Here is a 19,307-nt window from a genome sequence, read left to right as displayed (position 1 = left end):
CGGGAGGGACCGTGGCCATCAACAAGGAATGGCACCGGTCCCATCGCATGCCGCCCAAGGCGACGCGCGAGCAGCGCATCGCCTGGCACGCTGCCCACAAGGCGGCGTGCGGCTGTCGCGACGTTCCGGCGAGTCTCCGGCCCGACGTCATGAAATTGCTGCGGAGCCGTCGCAAGCCCTAGTCTGGATCGGGGCCGGCCGCGCAATGATCACCATCGTCAAATGGACCGTCATCCTGCTCGTGGCCGTCTATCTTGCCGGTCTCGTCGTGCTGTATCTCCGCCAGCGCGAGATGCTGTTTCCGATCCCGCCCGTCGGTCGCACCGCCCCCGATGCTGCGGGCCTTCCCGAGGCGGAAGAGCATGTCCTGACTACCTCGGACGGCGAGAAGGTCATCGTCTGGCACGTGCCGGCCAAGCCCGGTCGTTCGGTGATCCTGTACTTCCACGGCAATGGCGATTCTCTCGCCGGCCGCGTCAGCCGTTTCAAGGCGATGACCGCCGACGGCACTGGCCTCGTTGCGCTGTCCTATCGCGGCTACGGCGGGTCGAGCGGGATGCCGAGCGAACAGGGCCTGCTGCGCGACGCTGCCGCCGCCTACGCATTCACGACCGCGCGCTATGCGGCGGAACGAATCGTCGCCTGGGGCTTTTCGCTCGGGACCGGCGTCGCGGTTGCGCTCGCCTCGGAGCAGCGCATTGGAAAACTCATCCTGGAGGCGCCCTATACCTCGACGGCCGACATTGCGGGGTCATCGTTCTGGTTCGTTCCGGTCCGCCTTCTGATGCGCGACCCGTTCCATTCGGACCAGCGCATCTCGCGCGTCACGGTGCCGCTGCTCGTCATGCATGGCACCAATGACCTTGTCATTTCGATCGTGTTCGGGGAGCGTCTGTTCGCACTCGCGCGCGAGCCCAAGCGGTTCGTTCGCATGGTGGGCGGCGGGCACGACAATCTCGACCAATATGGTGCGATCGAAACGGCGAGAGGCTTCATTGGTGGCTGACGGCTTGGCTCAACGTTACGTTCCCGCGCTCGCTGTCTCCTGCTTGATGTTTCTGCCGCAGAATGCGCTTGCCGCGACCGGCCTCGACGGTGCGGCGATGCGCTGGCCCCATGCGCTGCCTTTTGCCGGGTTGTTGCTGTCGATCGCACTGGGGCCTCTGCTGTTGCCGAAGATCTGGCATCACCATTACGGCAAGATCACTGCTGCCTGGTCGCTGCTGGCGCTCGCCGCGCTCGTCGTCTTCGCCGGCGGCATGGCGATGCTGGCGGCGCTGGTCCATGCCATGCTCGCCGAATATCTCGGCTTCATCGTGCTGCTGTTCGCGCTCTATGTCGTGGCCGGCGGCATTCTCATCACGGGCGACATCAAGGGCACGCCGGCGGCGAATGTCGGCATCCTCGCGCTCGGCACGTTGGGGGCGAGCATCGTCGGCACCACGGGTGCCGCGATGATCCTGATCCGCCCCTTGATCCGCGCTAATCGGCTGCGGCGCCACAACGCCCATGTCGTCGTCTTCTTCATCATCCTGGTGGCCAATGTCGGCGGCGCGCTGAGCCCGCTCGGCGATCCCCCGCTCTTCGTCGGCTTCCTCCACGGTGTCGACTTCTTCTGGACCACGCGGACCATCTGGTTGCAGACCACGCTGGTTGCCGGTCTGTTGCTCGCGATCTTCGCCGTCGTCGACGTCTGGCGCTTTCGCAGCGAGCCGCCGCCCACTGACACAGGCCGTGGCGAGCCGTTGCGCATCCGCGGCCTCGTCAATCTGGTGCTGATCGCAGCCATCGTCGCCAGCCTGCTCGCCTCGGCGATGTGGAGGCCCGGCATCGCGTTCGATGTTCTCGGCACCAGGCTGGACCTGGAGGACCTCGTTCGCAATCTGGTGCTGCTGGCCATCGCGGCGCTGTCGGTGTGGCTGACGCCCGACGAGCACAGGCAGGCCAACGGCTTCACCTGGGAGCCGATCCGCGAGGTCGCAAAGCTGTTCGCGGGCATCTTCGTCGCCATCATCCCGGTCATTGCCATGCTCAATGCCGGCCATCACGGCGCGTTCGCCTGGCTGCTGTCGGCCGTGACGGCGCCGGACGGCACCCCGCGCGAGGTCGCCTATTTCTGGTTCACCGGACTGATGTCGGCATTCCTCGACAATGCGCCGACCTATCTGTTGTTCTTCGAGCTCGCCGGCGGCGACCCGCAGGTGCTGATGCATGAGCTCTCGGGCACGCTCGCCTCGATCTCGATGGGAGCCGTCTACATGGGAGCGCTTACCTATATCGGCAACGCGCCGAACTTCATGGTGAGCAGCATCGCCCGCGAGAACGGCATCGAGATGCCGAGCTTCTTCGGTTATCTCCTGCGCGCGGGCGCCGTGCTGATCCCGCTGTTCCTGTTGCTGACGTTCCTGCCGGTCGCGCCGATCCTGCACTGGCATTGAATCTGCCGGCCGATTTGCTACTGCTCGGCCGAGCTGCGATGAATTTCATCGCACCTCGGTTTTTCGATTGCGCATGATCATATCGGAAAACCGCAACACACTTTTCCGGATCATGCTGGGATTGGAGCCGGTGGATGAGCGCGCATGATCCGATGCCCCGGTCGGCCTGGGTCTTTCCGGCGCTGGCCTTGCTGTTGTTCGCGGCCGTCAGCGCGACGGATTACGTGTTCTCGCTGTCGATTGGCGGACTGCTCTTCGCAATCGTCCTCCTGGTCATTCTGTTCGGCACGGTGTTCGCTGCGGTTCATCATGCCGAGGTGATCGCGGAGCGGGTCGGCGAACCCTATGGCACGCTGGTGCTGACGCTGTCGGTGACCATCATCGAGGTCGCGTTGATCACCACGATCATGCTGGGCGACAAGCCTGCCCCGGCACTGGCCCGCGACACCGTATTCGCCGTGGTCATGATCGTCTGCAACGGCCTCGTCGGGCTCTGCATCTTCATCGGCGGCCTGCGCTATCGCGAGCAGGGCTTTCAGCTCTCCGGCGCCAACGTCTATCTCAGCGTCCTGTTCGCGCTCGCGACCATCACGCTGATCATGCCGAACTACACCACCACCACGCCGGGGCCGGTCTATTCGGCGGTCCAGCTCGGCTTCGTCGACGTGGTCACGCTGGCGCTCTATGCGGTGTTTCTCTACACCCAGACGGTCCTGCACAAGGATTACTTCGTGCACGAACGTGCCGACGGCGAGGGCGGGGCGGCGCACGTGTCGGCAGGGGCACTCGCGCTCACCGTGGTGTTGCTCCTGGTCTCGCTTCTGGCGGTCGTGCTGCTCGCCAAGAAATTCTCGCTGGTGGTCGATGCCGTGGGCGCCAGGATCGGGGCGCCACCGGCCTTCGCCGGCCTTCTGGTCGCGCTGCTGATCCTGATGCCCGAGGGCGTTGCGGCCGTCGCGGCGGCGCGCAGGAACGACCTCCAGAAGAGCATCAATCTCGCCCTCGGCTCTTCGCTGGCGACCATCGGCCTGACCATTCCTGCCGTCGGCGTCGCGACCTATGCGCTCGACAAGGAACTCGAGCTCGGCCTCAGCGCCCAGGGCAGCGTCCTTTTGCTGCTGACCTTCTTCCTGAGCATGCTGACCTTCGGCACAGGCAGAACCAACGTCCTGTTCGGCCTGGTGCATATGGTGGTATTTGCCGTCTACGTGTTCATGGTTTTCGTGCCCTAGAAGGAGCTCCCGGTGCTTGCCGCCAAGTCCGACGTCCAGATCGACAACGAGGAGGTCCGGGTGACCGAATGGCGGCTTGCTCCCGGCAGCGCCACCGGCCACCACACCCATGGGATGGACTATGTGATCGTTCCGGTCGCCGCCGGCGAGATGACCATCGTGGCGCCCAATGGCGAACGGTCCAAGGCGCAGCTTGCCGCCGGAAAATCCTATTTCCGCAAGGCCGGCGTCCAGCATGACGTACTTAACGAAACCTCAACTGAGATCGTGTTCCTTGAAATTGAGCTGAAACGCTAGGGGGCGCGCCACCCTTTGCCATCGATCCGTCGCAGTTGATCCCTCACAATGCCCTAAAGTTCCCGCATCAGGTCGCGCGGGGAGTGGTCGGAATGCTGAAATACCTCGCAAAAATTTCGATGGATATTTTCCCCTCGGTGCTCGCGACGATCATCGGGGCCTACATCGTCAATCATTACATCAACGCCAAGCCGGCCGCCGATACCCCAGCCGCCGTGACCGCGCCTGCCCAGACCGGCGGCGACGGCAAGCCGACCGATAGCGCCAACCTTCCCGCGCCTGGCGTCAAGGCCAAGGGCATCCCCGAGAAGAGCGTGACGGACAAGTCGGCAGCCGAGAAGCCAGCCGATCGTCCGCCGGCCGCCGAGACCAAGGCCGCAGACGTGGCTCCCGCTGACGCCGCCCCGCGCGGCCGACCCTCTACCCGCGACAAGGCCGCGGCGAAATCCGCACCGGCTGCCTCTGCTCCGGTGGTCGAGGCCAATTCGGCCCCGACGGCGGCTTCCCCGGCTCCCGACGCCAACGATCTGGCGCGTGCTGCGATCGAGCGCCTGCGCAAATCACCCGAGGGCAAGGCTGCCGAGGCCAAATCGTCGGAAACCAAGCCTGCCGAGGCTCGCGCTTCGGAGACCAAGCCGGCCGAGCCTGCGGTGCGGGACGCTGCCCGCACGCCGGAGGCCCCGCGGGTCGTGAATGTGGAGCCGTCCCCGGTCCGTCCGCTGCCGCCGCCGATCAATGTCTCGACGCCTTCGCCCGAGGCCTATGGCAATGCGGGCTCCAATCCGCCCTACACGGCCTCGGTCGGCAACGACGATCCGAATCGGGTGACGCCGCCGGCCGACATTCCCGTGCCGGTCATCGCGCCACCGCTCGACCTGCGTGCCGATGCGGGCGCCGCCATGCCGCGGCCGAAGAAGACCAATGTCGCCGACGAGATGCTGTCGGGCATGAAGTCGATGTTCAACGCCGTTCTGCCCAAGAGCGCTACCCCCGACTAGAACTACGCTCAGGCTACACCAAACGGTCAGCCGCCGACGCGGGCGAGACCGCTGCGGGCGGGTTCGTCGCGTGGACGAAGCGCGACCGCCCTGGTGTAGGACGCCGCCGCCTTGGCCTTGTCGCCCAGCCGCTCATAGGCCTGACCGCGCGCGGTCCAGACCTGGGCATTGTGCGGATCGGCCTCGGAGGCTTCATCGAGATCGGCTGCGGCCTCCTTGACCTTGCCGAGCGCGAGATAGCTGGTGGCGCGGCCGAGCAGCGGCTCGGCCTTTTGCGGGTTGAGGCCGCTGGCGGCGCTGAAATCGGCGATCGCGAAGTCGTGCTGGTTGTTGCCCTGGTAGATCAGGGCGCGGCCATAGAGCGCCTGCGCATTATAGGGATCGAGGCCGACCGCGCGGTTGAACTCGTCGAGCGCTGCCGCGGTCTCGCCTGACTTCGCCAGGGACTGGGCCTTCGCGGTATGGGCCTGAGCTTCGGTGACGTTGCCGGCGCTTACCGCGCTCTCGGCTGGCGTGGCGGCCTTGGGCGCTTCCTGCGGCTTGTCCTTCTCCGGCATCAGCGATCCCAGATCGAACGAGCAGCCGCACAGCGCGATTCCCGTCAACGCCACCGCGAGCGGCGGCTGCCAGATCCGGCGCCGTCGCGCAAAGCCGCGCTGAGGGAAAGGGGAGGCCATCTACGGTTCGCTCGCGCTAGAGCTTGATCCGACAAGTCCTCAAAACAATAACGCGGGCCTGGGGCCCGCGTCATCGAAAACTGAAGTCTTGCTGAATCGGATCAGCGCGGTCCGCGCGGACCTGCACCGGGGCCGCCACGACCGCCGCGATCGCCGCCCGGGCCGGCGCCGAACACCGGCTTCGGCTTCATCGGCAGCAGGCCTTCGCGCTGCAGCTTCTTGCGGGCGAGCTTGCGCGCACGGCGCACGGCTTCGGCCTTTTCGCGGGCCTTCTTCTCGGAGGGCTTCTCGTAATGACCGCGGAGCTTCATCTCGCGGAAAATTCCCTCGCGCTGCATCTTCTTCTTCAGCGCCTTGAGGGCTTGATCAACATTGTTATCGCGAACGAGAACCTGCACGCGGCATCCTCTTCAGGTGGATCGGATTTGAATTCTGGTAAGTCAAAGGGGATGGCGAAACGCGCAAGCCCTTAACCTTGAGCGCGCGGATGTATCAGACAAAACAGCAGATGTCCACCGGCCAAGCGGGTTTTCGGGCCAAGTTCGGCCATTAAATGCGGCGAAAATACCTCCGTGCGGCCCCGATTTGGGCGGTTTGGCGCCGAGGACGGGGCCGCGCCGGAGCTTTGTTCCGGAATCTTGCAATGAGGGGACCACAATGGACATCAAAAAATATGCTGCCGAAGCCATCGGCACCTTCTGGCTCACATTCGCGGGCTGCGGAAGCGCGGTGATTGCGGCCGGCTTCCCGCAGGTGGGAATCGGGCTGGTCGGCGTGTCCCTGGCCTTCGGATTGAGCGTCGTCACCATGGCCTATGCGATCGGCCACATCTCCGGCTGCCATCTCAACCCGGCCGTCACGGTCGGTCTTACCGCCGGTGGCCGTTTTCCGGCGGGGCAGGTCCTGCCTTACATCGTCGCCCAAGTGGCGGGGGCGATCATTGCCGCCTGGCTGCTCTATGTCATTGCCAGCGGGGCGCCCGGCTTCGACGTCGGCAAGGGCTTTGCCTCCAACGGCTATGACGCGCATTCGCCCGGCCAGTACAGCATGATCGTGTGCTTCCTCACCGAGGTGGTGATGACCATGATGTTCCTGTTCATCATCATGGGGGCCACCCATGGCCGCGCGCCGGCGGGTTTCGCACCGCTGGCGATCGGGCTCGCACTGGTGATGATCCATCTCGTCAGCATTCCCGTCACCAACACCTCGGTGAACCCGGCGCGCAGCACCGGCCCGGCGCTGTTCGTCGGCGGCTGGGCGCTGTCGCAGCTCTGGCTGTTCTGGATCGCGCCGCTGATCGGCGGTGCGCTCGGCGGGGTGATCTATCGCTGGCTCAGCGAGGAGCCCACCGGCGTCGTTGCGGGCGTGAAGACGGCGTAGTCGAAAAGCACCCGGCGGGATTGCAGCCTTTGCTGCGATCCCGTCACTCGTCCCGGGGCGGCCTGACTTCGGTGACGTGGCCCATCTTGCGGCCGGGGCGCGGCGTGCCCTTGCCGTAGACGTGCACGGTCGCGCCCGGCACGCTCAGCCACTTTTCGTAGTCCTTGATCTCGTCCCCGATCAGGTTGGTCATGGTGACGACGTCGCCGTGGCGTACCGGCTTGCCGAGCGGCCAGCCGGCGATGGCGCGGATGTGCTGCTCGAACTGCGAGATGGAGGCGCCATCGAGCGTCCAGTGTCCGGAATTGTGCACGCGCGGCGCGATCTCGTTGACCAGCACCTTCGGCCCGGTGCCGTTGGCGAGCACGAACATCTCGACCGCCAGCACGCCGACATAGTCGAGCGCGCTTGCGATCTTGCCGGCGATGCTGCGCGCCTCCTCGGCGAGCGCATCCGGGATCGGCGCGGGTGCACGCGATATCTTCAGGATGTGGTCGCGGTGCTCGTTCTCGGTGACGTCGAAGCACTCGACCTCGCCGGTGGCGGAGCGCGCGGCGATCACGGAGATCTCGCGCTCGTAGGGCACGAAGGCCTCCAGGATCGCCGATTTGGTGGCGAGGCTGGTCCACACTTTCGCGATGTCGTCGCCCTCGCGGATGATGGCCTGGCCCTTGCCGTCATAGCCGAAGCGGCGGGTTTTCAGCACGGCCGGAAGGCCGATCCTGGCGATCGCCTCGCGCAGCGAGGAGACGGAGGTGACGTCGGCATAGGCGGCAGTGCCGATACCGAGCCGGGTCACGAAATCCTTCTCGGCGAGCCGGTCCTGGGTGGTCTCGAGGATCTTGCGATTGGGCAGCACCGGGCGGCGCGCGTCCAGCACCAGCGCGGCTGCCGCCGGCACGTTCTCGAATTCGTAGGTGATGACGTCGACATCGTGCGCGAACAATTCGAGCGCCTCGACGTCGGCATATTCGGCGCAGGTCGCGTTCAGCACGACGTCGAAGGCCGGCGAATCCGGATCGGGCGAGAACACCTGGCAGCGCAGGCCGAGCCGCGCCGCGGCCATGGCCAGCATCCGGCCCAATTGTCCGCCGCCGAGGATTCCGATGGTGTCACCGGGCTTCAGCTTCACGTGCCTGGTGTCCGTCACGCCTGGTCCTCCGGGCGCTCGGCGACCGCCTCGGTTTGCGCCTTGCGCCAGGCGGCGAGGCGATCCGACAGGGCCGGGTCGGACAGCGCCAGCACGGCGGCCGCCAGCAGCGCGGCATTGATCGCGCCGGCCTTGCCGATGGCGAGGGTGCCGACCGGGATGCCCGCGGGCATCTGGACGATCGAATAGAGCGAATCGACGCCCTTGAGCGTCCTGGATTCGACGGGAACGCCGAACACCGGGAGTTCCGTCAGCGCCGCCGCCATGCCGGGCAGATGTGCCGCGCCACCGGCCCCGGCGATGATGACTTTGTAACCCGCGGCCTTGGCGCCCTTGGCGAAGGCGAACAACCGGTCGGGTGTGCGGTGGGCCGAAACGATGCGGCTGTCGGCAGCAATGCCGAGCGCGTCAAGCGTGTCGGCGGCGTGCCGCATCGTGTCCCAGTCCGACTGGCTGCCCATGATGATGGCGATTGGCGCGGTCATGACGTCAATTGTGCCCAGAAAAACAGAAAGATAGGCCAGATTAACGTTTCCGGCCGGCGGCTCGCAAGGCGGTGGCAAGGAGAAGGGAATCCACTATCCTGTCTTGGTGAATCCCCGCAAGCCTTCATTGAGCAGGATGCCCATGAAGAAACCAAAAAGGGCGAGCTCTGCGAAGGCCGGAAAGGGCCGGACCATCAGCGCCGGCCGATCCAAAGCCGTTTCGAGCCGCGCGGCCGAACCGGCCTTGCGCGGAGCGCCTGCTGCCGACGACAGCAAGGCGGCCATTCGCGGCCTCAGGAGCAAGCTCAAGGCAGCCCTGCTGCGGATCTCGGAACTCGAGGCGGCCGCCGACACCGATTTCCTGCTCGATATCCCCAACCGGCGCGGTTTCGAGCGCGAGCTCGCGCGCGCCATCGCCTATATGAAGCGCTACCGCGCCAGCGGGGCGCTGATCGTGCTCGACGTCGATCGGCTGAAGCCGATCAATGATTCCTTCGGTCATGCCGCCGGCGATGAGGTGCTCAAGGCGATTGTCGCCACGCTGACGCGACAGGTCCGCGCCTCCGACGTGGTCGGCCGCCTTGGCGGCGATGAGTTCGCGCTGCTGCTCTGGAATCTCAGCGAGACCGATGCCAAGGCGAAGGCCGCCGCCCTGGAGCAGGCGATCGACGAATTGTCCTTCGTCTTTCGCGGCCAGCACGTGACCGCGGGCGCCTCGGCGGGCGTCGCCCTGCTCGGTCCGCAGTCCGCGGCAGCTCGCGCCCTGGAGGAGGCGGATGCCGCCATGTATGTGCGCAAGGCGCACCGCCGGCACGAGGCGGCGGATCAGGCTCCGCAGCGAGCGCCAGTCTAGAGGGTTGCAAGATCTTCCGGCACGTTGCCGAACTTGCGCAGCAGCGTCGCATCCCCGAACTCGCCGGTCATGGGATCGCCGCTGCGGCTGAATGCGACCGCGCCGATATGGCCGGCGCCGCGCGCCAGAATCTCTGCGCGTCGCAGCGCCGCCGTCGAGGACTGGCACTCCTCTGCCGCGCCTGCGACGGGGGATCCGTCATCATCGATCAAAAAGGGCATTGCAACGTAATAGGTCACATCCGACATGGCGTTGCTCCGATGGAGCATGATCCGGAAAAGTGTGAAGCGGTTTTCCGACAAGATCATGCTTAAAACAAAGCGCGATCCCTTCGCGCTTGAAAATCAGGCGGCGCTGCTCTTGCTCCGCATCTTGCTGCGCGAGGTCTCCGGAATGCAGCCCGCGGAAATTGCCGCCTGCAATTCCTCCAGCTCGGCTTCCAGATATTCGTTGGCCATGATCAGCGCCTTGATGGTGCTGCGCAGATTGCCGTCGCACATCGCGATCGCCTGATCGCAGGCCTGTTCATAATGGCTGTTGTCGAGAAGGGCGGTCGCCGACATCTGCGTTGTCCTCGTGTGTTGTGCTTGAGCGTTCTCTGAGGTGCTGGGGTGCCCGCGAATGTTCCTATTTTGTTCTTATCGAGTCAAGCGGATTCGGGAGCGGCGGGCGCCGCGCGAGACCGGCTCGGGCTCAGGCGATGATGTCGGGCGTAATCTGGTCTTCGATGAACGCGATGCGGTCGCGCAACAACAGCTTGCGCTTTTTCAGGCGCTGTAACCGCAACAGGTCGGGGGCGGGCGATTGATGCAACGCATCGATCGCCGCATCGAGATCTCGGTGTTCCTGCTGCAACCGGGTGAGCTCGGCTTCGAGCTCACGCTCATCTTCATTGGTCATGTCTGCGGTGGCCGAAAACCGATAGGCGTGAGATCTGGGCTGTGGATGCCCTGTGGAAATTATCGTCCTTGCGCCGCGTGATCGCAAGCGATCTGCGATCCCTCGTCGCCGATCTCCCGCAAGATATTTCTGCGAGGGGCTGCGGCGCTGCGCCGTCGCATTGATATCATGGATTTTTCCGGCGTGGTTCCCCTAGTCACGCTTCGTTACATATGAACTTTCAAAAATGACGGTGCGACGACGGTTACCCATCGACAGGACGAATCGGTGATGTAGACTTGGGCGTCCGGATCGAATCCTGAGGTTCAACCCTACCGAGGAGGTTTCGAATGACAATTCAGGCACATCTCGTTGAATTGGAACGGAAGCACAAACTTCTCGAAAACGAATTGCACGAAGCTCTCGTGCACCTTTCAACAGACGACCTGCAAATTGTTGAGTTGAAGCGCCGGAAGTTGATGGTCAAGGACCAGATCGAGCGTTTGAAGCAAGGCGACACGCTCCACTAGTAACCCCCGTGACAGTGTAGAGTTGATCACATCCTTCACGCAGGGATGAGAGCATTCGTGCTCATCCCTGCTGCAAGGTGTGCACCGTGCAACAGGTTTGCGCGGCGCCCAGTCTTGTTTGGACGCGTGGTCTCGACACCAACACTTATCCGCTTCTCGAAGCGCTCTCGATGTCTGCGAGCTCGGCGACGTGATCGGCGATCGCGAGCGAGGACGTCAATCCCGGCGATTCGATGCCGAACAGATTGATCAGGCCTGCAACGCCGTGATCGCGCGGGCCCTGCATCATGAAATCCTGCGTGGCCACGGCCGGCGGCACGATCTTCGGGCGGATGCCGGAATAGCTCGGCATCAGCACGCCGTCAGGCAGCGTCGGCCAGTATTTGCGGATCGCGGGATAGAACCGCTCGGCGCGTGAGGGGTCGACCTCGTAATCGATCGTCTCGATCCATTCGACGTCAGGCCCGAAGCGTGCCTGTCCTGCCATGTCCAGCGTCAGGTGCACCCCCAATCCGCCGGGCTCGGGCACCGGATAGATCAGGCGCGAGAATGGCGCCTTGGCGTTGCAGCTGAAATAGTTTCCCTTGGCGAGATAGGCCGGCGGAATCCGATCCAGCGGCATGCCGTCGATGCTGCGCGCCACATGCGTTGCCGACAGCCCCGCGGCGTTGACGAGGAGGCTGCATTGCAGGGTCATCGGCGCCTCGCCGCCGGCATCGATCTCGATGAATCCGGCCGCCGCCCTGGCACGGATCAGCGGAGTGTGAAACGCGAAAGCCGCGCCGGCGTCCTCGGCTTCGCCGCGCAGCGACAGCATGTAGGCGTGGCTGTCGATGATGCCCGTCGACGGTGACAGCAGCGCGGCGTCGCAGGCGAGCGCCGGCTCCAGCGTGCGTGCGGCCTCGCCCGAGAGCAGCTGCATGTCGAGCACGCCGTTGGCCTCGGCATGGGCCTTGATCGATTGCAGCTTCTCGGTCTCTTTCGGGCTGGTCGCGACGATCAGCTTGCCGCAATTCTTGTGCGGGATGCCGCGCTCGTCGCAGTAGCGGTAGAGCGCGTGCTTGCCGGCCACGCACATGCGCGCCATCCAGCTCCCGGCGCGGTAATAGATGCCGGCATGGATCACCTCGCTGTTGCGCGAGGAGGTGACGGTGCCGATCGCCTCGGCTTCCTCGAGCACGATCACCTCGCGCCCGGCCTGGGCGAGCTTCCGGGCCACCGCGAGACCGACCACGCCGGCTCCGATAACGACGCAGTCGACCCTATCCATGGTTGTGCATGATACCAGTTGGAAGCATCGGTGGCGTATGGTCCGCCAACGGCGGCGCAGGCGGGGCTTCCGTTAAGATGGCGTTTATCATGACAGGGCAATTGCCGTATTTCACGTGACATTATTCTGTTGTTCCCTCAGGCGTTTACCCGATCCAAACCCGCGAGGCCAGACAATCCGACGTTGAAATCGCGGGTGGCTGATGGCTGAGAAGAACTGGCACGTGGGCAGCACGCTTTCGATTGCTGTGCAGGCCTTCCTATGCCTGGCCGGCACGGGCGCGCCTGCGCGCGCCTTTGCGGCATCGGACAGCCTTGCCGTTGCGGCAGATCTCACCGGGCTTGATCCGGGCGTGATCTGGGAAGCCCTGATCGCCGGCATCGTGGTCTGCGCGTTCCTCGCCGCGATCGGGCTGTGGATCCATTCCTCATTGCGCCGGTCCAGGCGTTTGCAGCTGCGGCGCAACGCCTTCATCTCCTCCGCCATGAACAATCTCAACCAGGGCGTGGTGATGACGGATGCGCAGCGCCGCATCATCTTCTGCAACGACCGCTATCTCGAGATCTATGGCCTGACGCGGTCGGAAGTCCGACCTGGCATGAATGGCCACGACCTTCTCGAGCTTCGTCGCAGGCGCGGGGTGCTGAATGCCGCCTCCGACGCCGAGTTCTACGATAAGGCATCGAGCGTCAACGGCCTGATCACGGAGCTGCCCGACGGACGGGCCATCCTGGTGAAATATTTCGTGCTGCCGAACGGTGGCTCGGTGGCGACCCATCTCGACGTCAGCGAGGAGCGCAGGCTGTCGCGGCAGCTCGCCTCCACCAAGCAGTTCCTGGAGACGGTGCTGGACCATGTGCCTGCCTGCGTGGCGGCCAAGAACATCGAGGACGGCTGCTACATCTTCGCCAACAGCGCCTATGAGAAGTTCTGGGGATTGTCGCGGGACTTCGCCGTCGGCAGGAATGCGCGGGAGCTGTTTGCATCGGCCTCGGCAGCGAGCATCGAGGCGGCCGACCAGGCGGCACTCCATTCGCCGGATGGCCAGTACCGCAACGAGTTCGACGTGGATCGTGCCGGTGCGCAGCGCACGGTCGCCTCGATCCGGATCGTGGTCCGCAACGAGAGCAATAAGCCCGAATTTCTGCTCATCGTGTTCGAGGACATCACCGACCGCCGCTCGCTGTCGGAGGAGCTGGAGAGCACCAAGAAGTTCCTCGAGCTCGTGGTCGACAACATCCCGGTTGCGCTGATCGTGGAACAGGTCAAGGACGGCCGCTATCTGCTCGCCAACCGCAGCGCCGAGACGATCCTTAACCGCAGGCGCGAGGAAGCCACCGGCCTGACCGCGTCCGACATCTTCAACGCCAAGGAAGCCAAGCTGATCGTCGCGCGCGACGAGGCCGCGATCAAGAAGCGCGGGATGATCACCGAGGAGCATCCGATCTCGACCAAGGACGGCCTGCGGCTGTTCCTCACCCGCCGCGCCACCGTGCTCAGCGAGGCCGGCGAGCCGCAATATCTGATCAAGACCCACGAGGACGTCACCGACCGCCGGCAGACCGAGTCGCGCATGGCGCACATGGCCTATCACGACGGCCTCACCGATCTGCCGAACCGCGCCGCCTTCCTGCAGGCGCTGACCCAGATGATCGAGGCCTGCGAGGGCACCGGCGAGGAGTTCGCCGTGCTCTGCGTCGACCTCGACGGCCTCAAGGAGGTCAACGACGTCTTCGGCCATGCGCTCGGCGACAAGCTCCTGATCGAGGTCGCCCATCGGCTCCAGGATTCCGCGCGCGGCGGCGTGGTGGCGCGCCTCTCCGGGGACGAGTTCGGGCTGATCATCGACGGCAAGCAGCCCGAGGCCGGCCTCGCGCTGGCGCAGCAGATCGGCGAAGCCGTCGCGAAGGATTTTCAGATCGACGGCCGTCCGGTCCGCGCCGGCATCACCACGGGCATGTCGGTGTTCCCCCACAATGGCACCGATGGCGCCTCGCTGCTCGCCAATGCCGGTGCCACGCTGTTCCGCGCCAAGCAGAAGTCGCGCGGCACGATCAGCCTCTACCAGCCCGAGATGGACCAGCAGATTCGCGACCGCCGCGTGCTGCACCAGGACCTCTCCATGGCGGTCAAGAACGGCGAGCTCGCACTCGCCTTCCAGCCGCAGGGGGCCGCGGGCCACAGCGTCGCCGAGAGCGAGATCATCGGCTTCGAGGCGCTGGCGCGCTGGCAGCATCCGGTGCGCGGCCAGGTCTCCCCGGCCGAGTTCATTCCCATCGCCGAGGAAAGCGGCCTCATCGTCGAGATGGGCGAGTGGATCCTGCGCGAGGCCTGCCGCGAGGCGGCGTCCTGGCCGAAGCCGCTGCAGGTCGCGGTCAATCTGTCCCCGGCGCAGTTCATGCACGGCGATGTGGTCGGCCTCGTCCATTCGATCCTGCTCGAGACGGGCCTTGCACCCGGCCGGCTCGAGCTCGAGATCACCGAGGGTGTTCTGATCGAGGATTTCGACCGCGGTCTCGCGCTGCTGCGCCGCCTGAAGGCGCTCGGCGTGCGCATCTCCATGGACGATTTCGGCAGCGGCTATTCCTCGCTGAGCTATCTCCAGGCGTTCCCGTTCGACAAGATCAAGATCGACCGCGCCTTCATCATCAATCTCGGCCGCAACCCGCAATCGGCGGCGATCGTGCGCGCCGTTATCGACCTCGGCCACGGCCTCGAAATGTCGATCATCGCCGAGGGCGTCGAGACGGTCGACCAGCTCGCCTTCCTCGCCAAGGAGGGCTGCGACGGCGTGCAGGGCTACCTGCTCGGCAAGCCCTTGCCGATCGGCAAATATGCCGGCCTCGTCGGCCGCGACGAAGCCATGGAGCTTGCGCTGAAGACCGGTTAGTGATGGGAGCGCTTCGCTCCCATTCGACGGCTTCATGGCGGATTACGATCTCGCGATCATCGGCGGCGGCCTGAACGGCGTCAGCCTCGCCCGCGATGCGGCGGGCCGCGGCCTGCGGGTAATCCTGTTCGAGCAGGGCGATCTCGGCGGCGCGGCGTCGTCGGCCACACCGCGGCTGATCCACGGCGATCTCTCAGTGCTGGAGCGCCGCGGCTTCTGGCGGGTGCGCCGGGCTCTGGCCGAGCGCCGGATCTGGCTCCGGATCGCGCCGCATCTGGTCCGGCCGATGCGTTTCGTGATTCCCGCGCACGTGGACGAGCGTCCACCCTGGTTGCTGCGGGCCGGCCTGTTTCTCTATGACGGCCTCGCCGGCCGGAGCGGCCTGCCCGCGTCGGCGACCCTCGACATCACCCATCACCCTGTCGGCAACGCGCTGAAGCGCCCGTTCGGCACGGCGTTCGAATATTCGGACTGCATCGTCGACGATTCGCGCCTTGTCGTGCTCACGGCGCTGGACGCCGCCGAGCGTGGTGCGGCGATCCGGACCGGGGCACGCTGCGTGCGTGCCGACCGAACCGACATCTGGCGGCTCGCCGTGGTCGATCGCGGCCACCGCCGCTCCATCACAGCCAGGGCGCTGGCCAATACCAGTGGCGGCTGGACCTCGATCGTCGCGGAGACGATCCTGCGCCAGCCGCAGCCCGCCGTGACGGCCATGCAGATGAGCCAGATCATCGTGCCCAGGCTGTTCGATTCTGACAATGTCTACGTGTTCCAGAACAGCGACGGCCGGCTGATCTTCGCAAGCCCGTTCGAGCGCGCGTTCACGCTGATCGGCACGGTCACGCATGATTTCACCGGCGACCCCGCCATCGTGGCGATGCGCGGTGCCGACGTCGATTATCTCTGCGAAGCGGCGAGCCGCTACTTTCGCGAGCGCATCGTCCCGACCGACGTGGTCCGGACGGTCTCCGGCGTCAATTTGAGGCCGGCGTCCGCGCGGCAACGCGAGGGCACGACCCTGTTCCATGCGCGTCGGCGCAAGGCGCCGCTGATCACGATGTTCGGCGGCGACGTCACCACCTCGCGCCGGCGCGCCGAGCGGGCGGTGACGAAGCTGACGCCGTTCTACCCGATGTCGCCGCCCTGGACCGCCGGCGCAACGCTGCCGGGTGGAGATTTCGCCTGGGACCGTTTCGACACCGAGGTCGACCTCGCACGCGAGCGCTGGCGCTTCTTGTCGGAGCCGGAAGCCCAGCGCCTGGTTGCCGCCTATGGCTCGCGATTGTCGGCCGTGCTCGGCGAGGCGAAGGCACGTGAGGATCTCGGCCCCGCCTTCGGACCCGAACTGACCGGCGCCGAGGTGCGCTATCTCATGACCCGTGAATGGGCGCGGTTTCCGGATGACGTTCTGTGGCGCCGTTCCAAGCTCGGCCTGACCATGCCCGCCGCGGACCGTGACGCGCTGGCGGCGTTCATGGCGGATCCGAACTAGGCGGGATCTCGCGCACCCGGCATCCCTCCGGGATCGCGAGCCCCATGACGGATGGCATGGATGATGATCTCTTGGTCTCCGATCTCGTAGAAGATCAGAAAGGGGTAGGGCGTTGTGGTCAGCCTCCGGATGTCCCGATCGTCCGTTCGTAGACCGATCTCGGGATGCGCGAGCAGCAGACCGATAACGTCCTGAATGCGCTTTTGGACGCGTGCCGCTCCTTGCGGAGACGCTTCTGCAATGTAGGTCAGTATCGAATCGAGGTCGGCGAGCGCCGGAAGTGTGTAGCGAATCTTCACAGGCCGTGTTTGGCCCAAGTCGCTCGGACTTGAGCCTCGGTTGCGAATTCCCTCCGTTTGGCCGCGGCCTTGGATGCGGCGATTGCCGTTCTCTCGTCATCTGACAGGATGACAGGATGCGCTGCATCGCCACCAGCAAGCTGGAGTACGATGCGGGCAATGTCGTCCTGCGCGTCGGCGGGCAGACTGCGTGCGATCTCCAGGGCCTGATCCAGCAACTTGGTCATGTTCTGATCATACGCCCTTTGACGCCTCGCATGAAGGCCAATTTCCGATCATTCGCCCCGAACCGGTTGAGCTAAACACGATCGGCCGCTAGCGTGCGGCGGAATCGGGGTTGGCAGGGACCATGGCGGAAGAATTGCCCGGAACGAAGGTTGCGGCTGAACCGGCTGCCGGAGGGTCATTTCCGGCAGCAGGCCAGCCGCTGCTGCGCATCGAGGGCGTCGCCAAGACCTTCGGCGCATTCCGCGCCGTCGACGGCGTGTCGCTCGATATCAACGCCGGCGAGTTCTTCGCGCTGCTCGGCCCGAGCGGCTGCGGCAAGACCACGCTCCTGCGCATGCTCGCGGGCTTCGAGGCGCCGGACGAGGGACGCATCCTGCTCGGCGGCAAGGACATCGCGCAGGCGCTGCCGCATGAGCGGCCGATCAACATGATGTTCCAGAACTATGCGCTCTTCCCACATCTGTCGGTGCGCGACAACATCGCCTTCGGCCTGAAGCGCGCCGGCATGCCCCGCGCCGACATCGCCACGCGCGTGGCGGAGATGGTCGCGCTGGTCAAGCTCGAAGGATTGGAAAAGCGCAAGCCGGACCAGCTGTCCGGCGGTCAGCGCCAGCGCGTGGCGCTGGCCCGCGCCCTGGCGCGCCGGCCGCAGCTCCTGCTGCTGGACGAGCCGCTTGCAGCCCTCGACAAGAAGTTGCGCGAAAACACGCAAGCCGAGCTGATGGAGCTGCAGCGGCGGCTCGGCATGACCTTCATCATCGTCACCCACGACCAAGAGGAGGCGATGACGATGGCGAGCCGGATCGGTGTGATGAAATCAGGCAAGCTCGCCCAGGTCGCGAGCCCCCGCGAGCTCTACGAGGCGCCGCGTTCGCGCTGGATCGCCGAGTTCGTCGGCGACATCAATCTGTTCGACGGCGAGTCCAAGTTGCGCGACGGTCATCGTCTGGTCATCGGCACGCGCGATGCGGGGGCGCTGGTGGTGGCCGAGCCGCGCGAAGCCGTCGGCACCGGAAAACTGGCGGTCGCAATCCGCCCCGAGAAGATCAAGCTGTCGCGCCGCGCCCCGGTCAGCGAGGCTGGTCGTGAGACGGCGATCAACACTCTCGACGGCGTGATCGCCGACATCTGCTATCTCGGCGGCACCACCACCTACAAGGTGAAGCTCGAGACCGGCGGAATGCTGCAGGCGTCGGTCGCCAACAGCGCGCGGCTCGACGTCGACGCCTACAGCCTGAACCAGCATGTCGTCGCCTGGTTCACGCCTGATGATTGCGTGGTGCTGCAATCATGAGCTCCCGCCGCATCTTCGCAAGGCCCGCGCGCTTCGCCGCGATCGCGCCCTATGTCTGGATGGTGCTGTTCTTCCTGGTGCCGTTCGCCTTCGTGCTCAAGATCAGCCTGTCGCAGACCGCGATCGCGCAGCCGCCTTACGAGCCGGTGTTCGACGTGACGGCGGGATGGGACGCTCTCAAGGCGGCGTTCGCAGCGCTCTCGGTCGACAATTTCAAGCTGCTCGGCTCCGACGACATCTACGTCTTCGCCTATGTGCGCAGCCTCACCGTGGCCATCACCGCCACCGCGCTGCTGCTCCTGATCGGCTATCCCATCGCCTACGGCATGGCGCGGTTGCCGAAACGCTGGCAGGCGGTGGCGATGGTGCTGGTGATCGTGCCGTTCTGGACCTCGTTCCTGATCCGCATCTACGCCTGGATCAACATCCTCCAGCACGACGGCCTGCTGAACCAGGTCCTGCTCGCGCTGCATCTGATCAGCCGGCCAGTGGTGTGGCTCTCCACCGACACCGCGATGTATATCGGCATCGTCTATTCCTATCTGCCGTTCATGATCCTGCCGCTCTACGCCACGCTCGCCAAGATGGAGCCGGCGCTGGAGGAGGCGGCCTCCGATCTCGGCGCGCCGCCCTGGCAGGTGTTCTGGCTCGTCACCTTCCCGCTGTCGCTGCCCGGGGTCGGCGCCGGCGTGCTCTTGTGCTTCATTCCGATCGTCGGCGAGTTCGTGATTCCCGATCTTCTGGCTGGATCCAATTCGCTGATGATCGGACAGATCCTGTGGCTCGAATTCTTCACCAACAAGGACTGGCCGGTCACCTCCGCTGCCGCGATCGTGCTGCTCGTCGTGCTGCTGCTGCCGCTCCTGCTGTACGAGCGGCTGCAGAAGCGACAGCTGGAACAGGGGCGTTGAG

23 protein-coding genes are annotated in these 19,307 nt (G+C 65.3%); 13 read left to right on the top strand and 10 right to left on the bottom strand.

The annotated features are described in order from the left end of the window. Positions 1–11: 11 nt before the first annotated feature. The 6 genes from XI05_RS17345 to XI05_RS17320 all read left to right on the top strand — a co-directional run bounded on the left by XI05_RS17345 (position 12) and on the right by XI05_RS17320 (position 4,965). A complete protein-coding gene (locus tag XI05_RS17345) occupies positions 12–182 on the top strand; it encodes a hypothetical protein (protein WP_271503798.1) in 171 nt (56 codons plus the stop codon). Between the two features lie 26 nt (positions 183–208). Continuing rightward, positions 209–1,006 (top strand): alpha/beta hydrolase, encoded by a 798-nt coding sequence (locus XI05_RS17340; protein WP_271504011.1) that lies wholly within the window; start codon positions 209–211, stop codon positions 1,004–1,006. A gap of 46 nt (positions 1,007–1,052) precedes the next feature. Further along, positions 1,053–2,438: a sodium:proton antiporter gene (locus tag XI05_RS17335; protein WP_271504009.1), complete on the top strand. Its 1,386-nt coding sequence runs from the start codon at positions 1,053–1,055 to the stop codon at positions 2,436–2,438. A 134-nt stretch (positions 2,439–2,572) separates the two neighbouring features. Then, positions 2,573–3,670 carry a calcium:proton antiporter gene (locus XI05_RS17330; protein ID WP_271503795.1) on the top strand — a complete coding sequence of 366 codons (1,098 nt, stop codon included), beginning with the start codon at positions 2,573–2,575 and terminating at the stop codon, positions 3,668–3,670. Between the two features lie 12 nt (positions 3,671–3,682). Beyond that, positions 3,683–3,967, top strand: coding sequence for a cupin domain-containing protein (locus XI05_RS17325; protein WP_271503792.1), 285 nt, complete (start codon positions 3,683–3,685; stop codon positions 3,965–3,967). Positions 3,968–4,059: 92 nt separating this feature from the next. Continuing rightward, a complete protein-coding gene (locus XI05_RS17320) occupies positions 4,060–4,965 on the top strand; it encodes a hypothetical protein (RefSeq protein WP_271503790.1) in 906 nt (301 codons plus the stop codon). Positions 4,966–4,991: 26 nt separating this feature from the next. Here XI05_RS17320 and XI05_RS17315 read toward each other — a convergent pair whose 3' ends face one another. Continuing rightward, positions 4,992–5,642, bottom strand: a complete 651-nt coding sequence (locus XI05_RS17315) for a tetratricopeptide repeat protein (protein WP_271503787.1) — start codon at positions 5,640–5,642, stop codon at positions 4,992–4,994. Positions 5,643–5,743: 101 nt separating this feature from the next. Continuing rightward, entirely contained in the window at positions 5,744–6,040 is a 297-nt protein-coding gene (gene rpsU, locus XI05_RS17310; RefSeq protein WP_008546194.1) for a 30S ribosomal protein S21, read from the bottom strand. A gap of 259 nt (positions 6,041–6,299) precedes the next feature. Here rpsU and aqpZ point away from each other — a divergent pair, with 259 nt between their 5' ends. Further along, on the top strand, positions 6,300–7,022 hold the full coding sequence (gene aqpZ, locus XI05_RS17305) for an aquaporin Z (RefSeq protein ID WP_271503781.1): 723 nt from the start codon (positions 6,300–6,302) through the stop codon (positions 7,020–7,022). A 43-nt stretch (positions 7,023–7,065) separates the two neighbouring features. Here the strand turns inward: aqpZ and XI05_RS17300 are convergent, their stop codons facing one another. Further along, positions 7,066–8,172 carry a 5-(carboxyamino)imidazole ribonucleotide synthase gene (locus tag XI05_RS17300; protein WP_271503779.1) on the bottom strand — a complete coding sequence of 369 codons (1,107 nt, stop codon included), beginning with the start codon at positions 8,170–8,172 and terminating at the stop codon, positions 7,066–7,068. After that, positions 8,169–8,657: a 5-(carboxyamino)imidazole ribonucleotide mutase gene (gene purE, locus XI05_RS17295; RefSeq protein WP_172784744.1), complete on the bottom strand. Its 489-nt coding sequence runs from the start codon at positions 8,655–8,657 to the stop codon at positions 8,169–8,171. Before purE ends, XI05_RS17300 begins: the two co-directional genes overlap by 4 nt. A 142-nt stretch (positions 8,658–8,799) precedes the next feature. Here purE and XI05_RS17290 point away from each other — a divergent pair, with 142 nt between their 5' ends. Next, positions 8,800–9,510, top strand: a complete 711-nt coding sequence (locus XI05_RS17290; protein ID WP_271503775.1) for a GGDEF domain-containing protein — start codon at positions 8,800–8,802, stop codon at positions 9,508–9,510. Here the strand turns inward: XI05_RS17290 and XI05_RS17285 are convergent. The 3 genes from XI05_RS17285 to XI05_RS17275 form a co-directional block, all read right to left on the bottom strand. Then, on the bottom strand, positions 9,507–9,758 hold the full coding sequence (locus tag XI05_RS17285) for a hypothetical protein (RefSeq protein WP_172784742.1): 252 nt from the start codon (positions 9,756–9,758) through the stop codon (positions 9,507–9,509). The genes XI05_RS17290 and XI05_RS17285 overlap by 4 nt on opposite strands. A 96-nt stretch (positions 9,759–9,854) precedes the next feature. Next, positions 9,855–10,073, bottom strand: coding sequence for a hypothetical protein (locus tag XI05_RS17280; RefSeq protein WP_007596256.1), 219 nt, complete (start codon positions 10,071–10,073; stop codon positions 9,855–9,857). Between the two features lie 130 nt (positions 10,074–10,203). Beyond that, complete coding sequence (locus XI05_RS17275; RefSeq protein ID WP_008546179.1) at positions 10,204–10,410, bottom strand: YdcH family protein; 207 nt, start codon at positions 10,408–10,410, stop codon at positions 10,204–10,206. A 329-nt stretch (positions 10,411–10,739) separates the two neighbouring features. On the opposite strand from XI05_RS17275, the gene XI05_RS17270 reads away from it, so the two are divergent. After that, positions 10,740–10,919, top strand: coding sequence for a YdcH family protein (locus XI05_RS17270; protein WP_025034152.1), 180 nt, complete (start codon positions 10,740–10,742; stop codon positions 10,917–10,919). Between the two features lie 145 nt (positions 10,920–11,064). On the opposite strand, the gene XI05_RS17265 is transcribed toward XI05_RS17270, so the two are convergent. Next, positions 11,065–12,189, bottom strand: coding sequence for an NAD(P)/FAD-dependent oxidoreductase (locus XI05_RS17265; RefSeq protein WP_271503771.1), 1,125 nt, complete (start codon positions 12,187–12,189; stop codon positions 11,065–11,067). Between the two features lie 202 nt (positions 12,190–12,391). Between XI05_RS17265 and XI05_RS17260 the strand changes: the two genes are divergently transcribed. After that, entirely contained in the window at positions 12,392–15,079 is a 2,688-nt protein-coding gene (locus tag XI05_RS17260; RefSeq protein ID WP_271503768.1) for an EAL domain-containing protein, read from the top strand. A gap of 34 nt (positions 15,080–15,113) precedes the next feature. Next, complete coding sequence (locus XI05_RS17255; RefSeq protein ID WP_271503765.1) at positions 15,114–16,574, top strand: glycerol-3-phosphate dehydrogenase; 1,461 nt, start codon at positions 15,114–15,116, stop codon at positions 16,572–16,574. On the opposite strand, the gene XI05_RS17250 is transcribed toward XI05_RS17255, so the two are convergent. Further along, complete coding sequence (locus XI05_RS17250; protein WP_271503763.1) at positions 16,571–16,873, bottom strand: type II toxin-antitoxin system RelE/ParE family toxin; 303 nt, start codon at positions 16,871–16,873, stop codon at positions 16,571–16,573. The genes XI05_RS17255 and XI05_RS17250 overlap by 4 nt on opposite strands. Beyond that, complete coding sequence (locus tag XI05_RS17245) at positions 16,870–17,100, bottom strand: hypothetical protein (protein WP_271503761.1); 231 nt, start codon at positions 17,098–17,100, stop codon at positions 16,870–16,872. The genes XI05_RS17250 and XI05_RS17245 overlap by 4 nt, the downstream gene beginning before the upstream one ends. Positions 17,101–17,222: 122 nt before the next feature. Between XI05_RS17245 and XI05_RS17240 the strand changes: the two genes are divergently transcribed. Then, positions 17,223–18,395: an ABC transporter ATP-binding protein gene (locus XI05_RS17240; RefSeq protein ID WP_271503759.1), complete on the top strand. Its 1,173-nt coding sequence runs from the start codon at positions 17,223–17,225 to the stop codon at positions 18,393–18,395. Continuing rightward, the gene (locus XI05_RS17235; protein WP_271503757.1) at positions 18,392–19,306 is read left to right on the top strand and encodes an ABC transporter permease; all 915 of its coding nucleotides are present in this window, start codon (positions 18,392–18,394) and stop codon (positions 19,304–19,306) included. Before XI05_RS17240 ends, XI05_RS17235 begins: the two co-directional genes overlap by 4 nt. The last annotated feature ends 1 nt before the right edge of the window (position 19,307 follow it).

The sequence above is a fragment of the Bradyrhizobium sp. CCBAU 11357 genome (assembly GCF_028128865.1).
Taxonomy (GTDB): domain Bacteria; phylum Pseudomonadota; class Alphaproteobacteria; order Rhizobiales; family Xanthobacteraceae; genus Bradyrhizobium.
The sequence above is the reverse complement of the archived record's forward strand: the minus strand, read 5'-3'. Positions and strand labels throughout refer to the sequence as shown.